General features: G+C 74.7%; 6 protein-coding genes and 1 pseudogene. 5 read left to right on the forward strand and 2 right to left on the reverse strand.

Going from position 1 to position 6,848, the window contains the following annotated elements:
* Positions 1-312, reverse strand: a 312-nt coding sequence (locus AB0C69_RS35695) for a hypothetical protein (protein ID WP_360359750.1), incomplete at its 3' end; no start/stop codon positions are given.
* Between the two features lie 177 nt (positions 313-489).
* Here AB0C69_RS35695 and AB0C69_RS35700 point away from each other — a divergent pair.
* The 4 genes from AB0C69_RS35700 to AB0C69_RS35715 are packed head-to-tail and all read left to right on the forward strand — an operon-like array spanning position 490 to position 5,091.
* On the forward strand, positions 490-1,695 hold the full coding sequence (locus AB0C69_RS35700; protein ID WP_360359752.1) for a branched-chain amino acid ABC transporter substrate-binding protein: 1,206 nt from the start codon (positions 490-492) through the stop codon (positions 1,693-1,695).
* A gap of 11 nt (positions 1,696-1,706) precedes the next feature.
* Positions 1,707-2,606 carry a branched-chain amino acid ABC transporter permease gene (locus AB0C69_RS35705; protein ID WP_360359755.1) on the forward strand — a complete coding sequence of 300 codons (900 nt, stop codon included), beginning with the start codon at positions 1,707-1,709 and terminating at the stop codon, positions 2,604-2,606.
* Positions 2,603-4,360: a branched-chain amino acid ABC transporter ATP-binding protein/permease gene (locus AB0C69_RS35710; RefSeq protein ID WP_360359758.1), complete on the forward strand. Its 1,758-nt coding sequence runs from the start codon at positions 2,603-2,605 to the stop codon at positions 4,358-4,360. The genes AB0C69_RS35705 and AB0C69_RS35710 overlap by 4 nt, the downstream gene beginning before the upstream one ends.
* A complete protein-coding gene (locus AB0C69_RS35715; protein ID WP_360359761.1) occupies positions 4,357-5,091 on the forward strand; it encodes an ABC transporter ATP-binding protein in 735 nt (244 codons plus the stop codon). Before AB0C69_RS35710 ends, AB0C69_RS35715 begins: the two co-directional genes overlap by 4 nt.
* Here AB0C69_RS35715 and AB0C69_RS35720 read toward each other — a convergent pair.
* Entirely contained in the window at positions 5,075-6,742 is a 1,668-nt protein-coding gene (locus AB0C69_RS35720) for a thiamine pyrophosphate-dependent enzyme (protein WP_360359764.1), read from the reverse strand. The genes AB0C69_RS35715 and AB0C69_RS35720 overlap by 17 nt on opposite strands.
* Positions 6,743-6,745: 3 nt before the next feature.
* Between AB0C69_RS35720 and AB0C69_RS35725 the strand changes: the two are divergent.
* Positions 6,746-6,848: pseudogene (locus AB0C69_RS35725) on the forward strand (LuxR C-terminal-related transcriptional regulator); the annotation flags it as partial.

Consider the following 6,848-nt stretch of genomic DNA (forward strand, 5'->3'; position numbering starts at 1 on the left):
GCCCTCGATGACCGCGACGGGCCGCCCGTCCACCGGGTCAAGGACGGTCACCAGGGCCGCCACGGTCGGCAGGCCGCGCCCCGCGTTGCCCGGGGTGACGCTCCCGAACTTGGCGACCGCGCCGGCGCCGGGCAGGCGGGAGACGTAGCCGAAGGCGACGTCGCCGTCCGGGCCGTCCAGCAGCACCCGCGGCGCGAGCCTCGCCCGCCCGCGGCCGAGCGCGGCGAACGCCTCCCGCTGCGAGGCGATCGCGGCGGGCAGGTCGAACACCGCGCGCACGTCGGCCGCGGAGAGCAGCAGGACACCGGCCATGGGGAGATCCTTTCCAGGCCGCGGCCGCGCTGTCGAGTGGCGAAAGGGCAAGCGGTGCTTACCGATCAGTGCATGAGATCGCATGCTTGCCCGTCTCGACGCCCGTGCCTGGACGTTTCACGCTTTCCCCATCCCGGACCACGAGGACCTGCCGGCCACGAGCGACGGAGAGCCCCGATGACTCCACTGACCCCGCGGGACCGCGGACGCCGGTTCCGGACTCTCACCGCGGCGGGCGCAGGCCTGCTGCTCGTCCCGCTCGCCGCGGCCTGCGGGTCGGGCGGCTCCGGCGGCTCGGGCGCCATCAAGATCGGCGTTCCGGCGCCGCTGAGCGGTGACTCCGCCTCGGCCGGGCAGGACATCCTCGCCGCGGCCCGGGTCGCCGCCGACGAGATCAACAAGGCCGGCGGGGTGGACGGCCGGAAGATCCAGATCGTGGAGGCCGACGACCAGTGCAGCGCCCAGCAGGGCGCGCAGGCCGCGCAGAAGCTGCTCAACAGCGGGGTCGTGGCGGTCGCCGGGGGGTACTGCTCGGGCGCGGCGGTGCCCGCGATCCCGATCTACGGCAGGCGCGGCGTCCCGTTCGTGATGGACGCCTCCACCAACCCCTCCCTCACCGACAGCGGCAAGGGCAAGGTGTTCCGCACCTGCGGGCGCGACGACAACCAGGGCCTGGTCGCGGCCAAGTTCATGACCGGGCCGCTCGGCGCGAAGCGGATCGCGCTGCTGCACGACAACACCACCTACGCCAAGGGCCTCGCGGACGCCGCGGCGAACTCGGCGCGGCAGGCGGGCGGCCAGGTCGTCTACGAGAACGCGCTGCAGCCCGGCCAGTCCGACTACGGGCCCGTCCTCACCAAGATCGCCTCGACGCGGCCGGACGTGCTGTACTTCACCGGCTACTTCGCCGAGGCGGGCCTGCTGATGAAGCAGCGCAAGCAGCTCGGGCTGAGGTTCGCGCTCATGGGCGGGGACGCCACGACCGACTCCACCGTGCTGAAGACGGCGGGCTCGGCGGCCGGCGGCTACATCGCCACCACCGCGCCGCTGGCCAAGGACCTGCCGGCCGCCGCGCGGTTCGTCTCGGCGTACAAGGCGGCGAACAACGCCGATCCGGGGCCGTTCTCGGTGTACGAGTACGACGCGGTGAAGGTCGTCGCGAAGGCGATCGACGACGCCGGGTCCACCCGGGGCGCCGCGATCACCGAGGCCCTCCACAAGATCAAGGACTTCCCGGGCATCACCGGGCCCATCACCTTCGACGCCAAGGGCGACCGGACCGACCCGCTCTACATCACCGTCCAGGTCCAGGGCGGCGCGTTCACCGCCTACAAGAAGCTCGACGAGAGCGGCGCCACCTGGGTGGACGCCAAGACCTCCTGATCAGGGGCCCGATGAGCGAATTCGTCCAGTACCTCGTGAACGGCCTGACGATCGGGGCCTTCCTCGCGCTGATCGCGCTGGGCTACTCGATGATCTACGGGGTGGTCCGGCTGATCAACTTCGCGCACGGCGACGTGTTCATGATCGGCGCGTTCGCCGGGTTCGGGACGCTGACCGCGCTCGGCGCGAGCGGCGGGATGGCGCTGCCCGCCGTCCTGCTCGCCGTCGTGGTCGGCGCGCTGACCACCGGCGCCATCGGGACCGGGATCGCCCGGGTCGCCTACGTGCCGCTGCTGTCGTCGCCGCGCCTGGCGCTGCTGATCGCCGCGATCGGGGTGTCGCTGGCGCTGGAGGAGGGCGTCAAGGTGCTCACCGACGCCCGGTTCAAGTCCTACCCCCACGCCCTGGACGGCGGCCGGATCCTCAGCGGCGCCGTCCACGTCACCTGGGGGCAGCTCGTCCTGGTCGTGCTGTCGGTCGCGCTGATGGCGGCGCTGTGGCTGTTCGTCACCCGGACCGTGACGGGGACCGCGATGCGCGCGCTGGCGATGGACCGCGACGCGGCCCGGCTCCAGGGGATCGACGTGGAGCGGCTGATCCTGGCGACGTTCTTCATCGGCTCGCTGCTCGCGGGCGCCGCGGGCGTCATGTACGGGCTGTACTACGTTCAGATCAGCTTCGGCATGGGCTTCCTCATCGGGCTGCGCGCGTTCACCGCCGCGGTGCTCGGCGGCATCGGCAACCTGCCGGGGACGATGGTCGCGGGCGTGTGCATCGGCCTCGTGCAGTCGTTCTCCGCCGGGTACGTCTCGTCCCGCTGGACGGACGTCATCATCTTCGGGCTGCTGATCGCGGTGCTGGCGCTGAGACCCACCGGCCTGTTCGGCGAGCGCGTCGTGGAGCGGGCGTGAGGGCGCCGCGCCCCGCGGGCGGGGAGGCGGCCGTCCGGTACGGCGGCTGGCCGCTGCTCGTCGCGCTGGCGCTCGCCGCCGGGCAGACCCTCGACGACTACGCGCTGACCGTCGCCGGGACGATCCTGGTCTACGCGATCCTCGGGCTCGGGATCAACATCGTCGTCGGGTACGCGGGCCTGCTCGACCTCGGGTTCGCCGCGTTCTTCGCGATCGGCGCGTACGCCTCCGGGCTGCTGACGCTGAAGCTGGGGTGGGGCTTCTGGGCGACGCTGCCGGTCGCGGTCGCCGCCGCGGCGGTGGCCGGGGCGGTCATCGGGTACCCGACGCTGCGGCTGCGCAGCGACTACCTCGCGATCGTCACGCTCGGCTTCGGAGAGATCATCCGGATCACGGTCATCAACCTGGAGGTCACCGGGGGCCCGAACGGGCTGACCGGGATCCCCCCGGCGACGGTCGGCGGGCGGGAGATCGTCACGCCGCGGGACTTCTTCCACCTCGCGCTCGCGTTCTTCGTCGTCGTGCTGGCCGCGACGGCGCTGCTGGCCCGGTCGCGGCTCGCCTACGCCTGGCGCGCCGTCCGGGCCGACGACACCGCCGCCGAGGCGGTCGGCGTCCCGGCGCGGCGGGTGAAGCTGCTGGCGTACGTGCTGGGCGCGATGACCGGGGCCGTCGCGGGCCCGCTCAACGCCGCGCAGCTCGGCACCGTGGACCCCTCCAGCTTCACGTTCCTGACCTCGCTGATGATCCTGCTCGTGGTGATCATCGGCGGGATGGGCAGCCGGCCCGGCGTCGTGGTCGGCGCCGTGGTGATCGTCGCGCTGCCGGAGGCGCTGCGGACCGTCCAGGAGTACCGGGGCCTGTTCTTCGCGCTGCTGCTCATCGCGATCGTGCTCCTGCGGCCGCAGGGCGTGTGGCCGTACCGGCCGCGCCGCCTGCGCCTCCCGGCGGAGGCGGGGCCCGCACCCGGGCCCGCGGCGGCGCGCGGCACGCTGCTGGAGGTGGACGGCCTGACCCGCCGCTTCGGCGGCGTCACCGCCGTCGAGGGGCTCGCCCTGCGCGCGGACGCCGGGCAGGTCGTCAGCGTGATCGGCCCGAACGGCGCGGGCAAGACCACCGCGTTCAACTGCGTCACCGGGATGATCGCGCCGTCGGCCGGGACGGTCGTGCTCGCCGGGCGGGACGTGCGCGGCCTCGCCCCGCACCGGGTCGCCGCCGCCGGCCTCGCGCGCACCTTCCAGAGCATCCGGCTGTTCGAGGAGATGACCGTCGCCGAGAACGTGCTGATCGGCCGGTTCGCCCGCGACCGGGCCCTGCTGCGGCCGCTGTCGCGCGCCGACCTCGACGCGGTCCGCCGCTGCCTGGACTTCGTCGGGCTGCTGGAGGCCGCCGACCGCCCGGCGGGCGGGCTCGCCTACGGCGACCGGCGCCGGCTGGAGATCGCGCGGGCGCTCGCGGGCGACCCCCGCGTCCTGCTGCTGGACGAGCCCGCCGCGGGCGCGAACCCGACCGAGAAGCGGGCGCTGATGGGGCTGATCTCGCGCATCGGCGCGCTCGGCGCCGCCGTGGTGCTGATCGAGCACGACGTCGCGCTGGTCATGTCGATCTCCGACCGGGTAACGGTGCTGGAGCACGGGCGGACGATCGCGGCGGGGCCGCCGGCGGAGATCCAGGAGGACCAGCGGGTCATCGCCGCCTACCTCGGCGTGCCGGACGACCCGGAGACCGACCTGGCCGCGGAGGTGCTGGGGTGACGCTTCTGCGGGTGAGCGACCTGCGCAGCCGGTACGGCCAGGTCGAGGCGCTGTCCGGGATCTCCTTCGAGGTCGGCGAGGGCGAGATCGTCGCGCTGCTCGGCAGCAACGGCGCGGGCAAGACCACCGCGCTGCGGACCGTCACGGGCCTGCACCGGGCCCGGTCCGGGCGGGTCGAGTTCGGCGGCCGCGACATCACCCGGCTCGCCGCGCACCGGGTCGTCGCGGCCGGGCTCGGGCACGTCCCGGAGGGGCGGCGCGTGTTCCCCGCGCTGACCGTCGCCGAGAACCTGCTGCTCGGCGGGTACCTGCGGCGCCGCGACCGGGCGCTCGTCGCGGCCCGCCGGGACGAGGTCTACGCCAGGTTCCCGCGCCTCGGCGAGCGGCGCGGGCAGCCGGCCGGACTGCTGTCGGGCGGCGAGCAGCAGATGCTCGCGATCGGCCGGGCGCTGATGCTGCGGCCGCGCCTGCTCGCCCTCGACGAGCCGACGATGGGGCTGGCGCCGCGGACGGCGCAGCAGGTGCTGCGGGTCGTCCGGGAGATCCGCGACCAGGGCGCCGCGATCCTGATCGTCGAGCAGAACGCCCACCAGACGCTCCGCCTCGCCGACCGCGCCTACGTCCTGGAGACCGGCCGGATCGTGCTGGATGGCCCGGCGTCCGCGCTCGCCGTAGACGACCGGGTGAAGGCCGCCTACCTGGGCGGCGACCCGGTCATCGACGCGACGTGAGCAGCGCGCGCGCCGCGTCCTCGATCGCGGCCTCCGACAGCAGGACGTGGGAGGCGGCGTCTCCCAGCGGGATGAAGCTGTCCTCGCTCGTGACCCTGGCCGCGCGCCCTTCGAAGCCGGCGTCGGCGAGCGCGGTCAGGACGCCCTCCGAGACGCCCCCGGTGCGGCGCGTCTCGTCCGCGACCAGGACGGCCCCGGTGGCGCGGGCCTCGCGCAGCAGGTCCTCGACCGGGAGCGGGGCCAGCCAGCGCAGGTCGAGCACCCGGCACCGGACGCCCCCGGCCTCCAGGCGGCGGGCCGCCCGCAGGCTCATCCGCAGGCCGTTGGCGAAGGTGACGACGGTGAGGTCGCCGCCGTCCCCGTAGGTGCGGGCGCGGCCGATCGGGACCGTCCCGCCGGCCGGGGCCAGCCACCCGCCGTCGCCGTCCTCGTGCAGGTCGCGCACGTGGTAGAGCGCGATCGGCTCCAGCATCACGCACACGCGCCCGTCGCGCCCGGCGGCGTCCGCGCAGGCGCGCAGCATCCCCGCGGCGTCGTCGGGCCGGGCCGGCGACGCGATGACGAGCCCCGGGATGTCGCGCAGGGCGGCGACGGCGTTGTCGTTGTGGAAGTGGCCGCCGAACCCCTTCTGGTAGGCGTAGCCCGCGATCCGCACGACCATCGGGTTGCGGTACCGGCCGGAGGAGAAGAACGGCAGCGTCGCCGCCTCCCCCCGGATCTGGTCGGCGGCGTTGTGCAGGTAGGCGAGGTACTGGATCTCCGGGACCGGCAGCATCCCGGCGGTCCCGAACCCGAGCGCGAGGCCGAGGACCGACTGCTCGTCCAGGATCGTGTCGAACACCCGGGCCGCCCCGGCCCGCCTCATCAGCCCGCGCGTGACCCCGTAGACGCCGCCCTTGCGGGCCACGTCCTCGCCGAAGACGAGCATGCCGGGCCGCTCGTCCAGCAGGTCGCCGAGCGTCCGGTTGACCGCCTGCGCCAGCGTGACCGGCTCCCCCTCCGCGGCCACCGCTCCCCCTCCGCGGGCGGTGGAGCGGAGCGGCGCCATGACCTGCGCGGCGGACGCCAGGCGCGGGGCGCCCGCGACGCTCTCCGCCAGCGCCATGACCTCCGCGCGCTTGGCCTCGTAGAGGCCGACGACGTCCTCCGCGGTCGCGACTCCGCGGTCGACGAGGAGGCGCGCGGTCCGCAGGAGCGGGTCGCGCTCCAGGTCGGCCGCCATCTCGGCGGAGGTCCGGTACGCCGACTCGACGTCGGAGCCGGCGTGGCCCATCAGCCGGACGGTCCGCAGGTGCAGGAACGCGGGACGGCGGCGTTCGCGGACCCAGTCGGCCGCCCGCGCCGCCGCGGCGTGGGCGTCGGCGAGGTCGCAGCCGTCCGCGTGGAAGTAGGCGAGGCCGGGCCGCGAGCCGTAGGCGGCACGGATCCAGCCGGGCGCCGTGCGGACGCTGATGCCGATCCCGTTGTCCTCGCAGACGAGCAGGAGCGGCAGGGGAAGGCCCTGGTAGCCGCAGTTGACGGCCGCGTTGACGGCGCCGGCGGCGGTGGAGTGGTTGGCGGAGGCGTCCCCGAAGCTGCACACGGTGACGGCGTCGCGCGGCCACGGCGCGTCCAGGCCGAGCCGGGCGGCGCGCTCGATCGCGAAGGCCACGCCGAGCGCGCGCGGGAGGTGCTGGCCCTGATCGGACGGGGGCTGAGCAACCAGGAGATAGGCGCCGAGCTGTTCATCAGCCCGGCGACCGCGCGCACCCACGTCA

Source organism: Actinomadura sp. NPDC048032, from assembly GCF_040653175.1.
Classification (GTDB): domain Bacteria; phylum Actinomycetota; class Actinomycetes; order Streptosporangiales; family Streptosporangiaceae; genus Spirillospora; species Spirillospora verrucosospora.

What these genes read in the sequence shown, in the direction of transcription:
- AB0C69_RS35700 (WP_360359752.1), top strand. Translation starts at nt 490, where the DNA reads ATGACTCCACTGACCCCGCGGGACCGCGGACGCCGGTTCCGGACTCTC.
- AB0C69_RS35705 (WP_360359755.1), top strand. Translation starts at nt 1,707, where the DNA reads ATGAGCGAATTCGTCCAGTACCTCGTGAACGGCCTGACGATCGGGGCC.